Below are 2,785 nucleotides of genomic sequence, written 5' to 3'. Positions count from 1 at the left end.
TGCGCCGTTTCTAGCCCAGCCCTGGTGATAAGCGGCGGCAGGAATGGCATGCCCGGGTGAGGAAGCACCGATCACATACATAATTAAACATTCATTATAACCCTTTACCGGGAAGTTCATTTCCCACTGGTATTGGGGCGACCAATGCCAGTACAAGACGTTCTGTCCGTTTCTGTACCAGTTGTAGTCTATACCTTTCCATAAGCTGTCTGCTTTTTTGGCCAACAGTTTTTCCTCGGTATTTCCATTCTTATAATATTCATGGATACAAATTAAGGCTTGTGCAACAAAAGAACTTTCTACAAGATCACCTCCGTTGTCCTTCTGACCAAATGGTTTTACTTTCCCTGTTTCACCAACAATCCAGTGTGACCAGGCTCCATGAAAACGGTCTGCTGTGGACAGGAAATTCAGGATCTTATCCAGTCGTTTTAAACCCTCTTCTTTACCTACATAACCTCTGTCGATTCCACTCAAAATGGCCATAAGACCAAATCCTGTTGCTCCGGTGGCTACAATATTCTTATCGTTATCGGGATAAATATTATCCGAATGGAACCGCTCTCTTGCAGCTCCTGAAACAGGTTCTGCACCCTTCCAAAAATACTGGAAAGTTTGTTTCTGCACCAGGTCCAGCAGCTGATCGTCTGTCAGGTTCTTCTGGATCTTCAATCGAGAAGACAGTTTGTCCGCATGGTTCTTTTGTGCTTCAGCAGACTGAGGAACCAATACATAACACGAGGTTAGCGTTAATAACAATGCCGGTAAGAGTCGAAGTTTAATCATTTGTTCAAGGGATAAAAAAAGGCTGCTGACTTAGATCAGCAGCCTTCGGATTTATTTGTGTTTAGTAACCAGGGTTTTGGGTAATTAAGCCCCCTGAGATATCAATTTCAGTTTGAGGAATAGGCCAAACCTCATTTCTTCCAGCTTTCCAGCCTTTAGGGCCAAAAATTTCAGTTCCTCTACCTTGACGGATCACATCGAAATAACGATCGTTTTCCATAGCCAGTTCTGAGCGTCTTTCTTTCCAGATCGCTAAGCGCAGAGCCGTTTTGTCTGTTGTAGTTACTTTAGGTAGGATAGAAGTATTTCCCTGACGGGCTCTGAACCTCACTTGTTCTAATGATGACAAGGCTTGTGAAGTATTACCTAATTCATTAGCTGCCTCTGCATTCATTAGCAATACATCTGAATAACGGAATATACGTACATTTTGCTGAGCTCCTTCATTGTAATTTGGTACAAACAAGGCAAAAGGCACGTAAGACTTCTGGTTGTACATAGGGTTATCTCCAATTTCGGGAATCTTATCGCCTTCAGGAGTTGTTTCTCCTCTGAAAATAATGGTAGCGTCTCTTCTTGGATCTCCGGTTTCATAAGAAGCTGCAAGATCAGCAGAAGGGACATTGAATCCCCAGCCACCACCTGTGATTCCCCTTACACCTTGTACTTGAGAATATTGAGAGTTCGATACGTCTGCATTCCCCGGAACCAGTGCACATTGGATTTCAAAGATGGACTCTGAACTGTTTTCATTTGCAAGTCTGAATACTTGTTCATAGTTAGGCAATAAAGAATAACCCAGGCCCATTACTGTATTGGTATAGGATAATACGTCGCTCCATTTTTTTAGATACATGGCTACTTTGGCATGTAAAGTTAAAGCAGCACCTTTTGTCGCCCTGCCAACATCTGCTGAACCATACGTGGCAGGTAGTACAGCGGCGGCTTCGTTAAGGTCCTTCTCAATTTGAGCGTAGACTTCTGCAACCGAACTTCTTGGGATTTTGTATTGTGATACATCTGTTGGTACAGTAGTCCGCAATGGCACAGCACCAAATGCGCGTACCAATCTGAAATAGGAGAGTGCCCTGACAAATTTGGCTTCTGCAAGATATCTGGCTTTTAATGACTCATCCATTTTTATAGCCGGTACATTGTCTAATACCTGATTTGTATAGTTGATATTGCGATACTGACCACTCCAAAAACCTGAAATGTTCCCCTGATCAGGATCTATTGTGAACTGATCAAACTGGAGAAAGAAGCTGGCATCTGATGCTGTACTTCCTTTATCAGCATCATCAGAACCCATGCTTTCGATAGCAATAGCTGGAAATGCTGTGTTCTCCCAGGAGCGCAGATTTCCATAAATGGCATTTACGCCTTTGAAGGCATCATCTGCCGTTTTCCAGAATACAGCACTTTGCTGTTGACCTTGTTGAGGGACATCTAAAAAGCTCTTTTTACAAGAAGGTGTAATTGCAATAGTAAGGGCTAAACCTATACCTAATGCTGCTTTTTTATATATATAATTATCTAATTTCATGATTTTGCAGATTAAAAAGTAAGGTTAATACCGAAATTGTAAGTAGCAAACAAAGGATATACATCAGCATCTAAGCCACCATTTAAAGTTGTGTTTTTCAAAGTTGTTTGAATCTTCTCTGCGTTGTCAGTCGGTATTGGGCCAACTTCAGGGCTGAAACCTTTGTATCCGAAAATATTAATCGCATTCTGCGCATTAGCATAGAATCTGATTTTTTTGATCTTCCATTTGCTTAGGATGCTAGACGGCAAGGTGTAGCCTAACTGTGCATTTCTAACTCTGAAATATGCTCCGCTGGATACATAGAAGTTGTTTGGTGCAGAGTTTGCTGATGCACCAATATTAGCAGAAGGATAGGTATTGGAAGTACCCTCACCATGCCATCTATGGTCAAAGAAATCTTTAGTGATGTTCTCATTTCCATAACGATAGGCAAGATTCGCGTTATAAATG

General features: G+C 41.9%; 2 protein-coding genes and 1 pseudogene. All 3 read right to left on the bottom strand.

Features of this window, described 5'->3' with window-relative positions:
• A partial coding sequence (locus VNZ46_RS16970) for a glucoamylase family protein (RefSeq protein ID WP_325561243.1) occupies positions 1–786 on the bottom strand: 786 nt, incomplete at its 3' end.
• Between the two features lie 61 nt (positions 787–847).
• Positions 848–2,332, bottom strand: coding sequence for a RagB/SusD family nutrient uptake outer membrane protein (locus VNZ46_RS16965; protein WP_325561242.1), 1,485 nt, complete (start codon positions 2,330–2,332; stop codon positions 848–850).
• A gap of 11 nt (positions 2,333–2,343) precedes the next feature.
• Positions 2,344–2,785, bottom strand: a pseudogene (locus VNZ46_RS16960) (hypothetical protein); the annotation flags it as partial.

The organism is Pedobacter sp. (genome assembly GCF_035566355.1).
In the GTDB taxonomy this organism is placed as follows: Bacteria; Bacteroidota; Bacteroidia; order Sphingobacteriales; family Sphingobacteriaceae; genus Pedobacter.
The sequence above is the reverse complement of the archived record's forward strand: the minus strand, read 5'-3'. Positions and strand labels throughout refer to the sequence as shown.

Coding starts and splice junctions, on each gene's coding strand:
- VNZ46_RS16965 (WP_325561242.1), bottom strand. CDS start 2,332: ATGAAATTAGATAATTATATATATAAAAAAGCAGCATTAGGTATAGGT.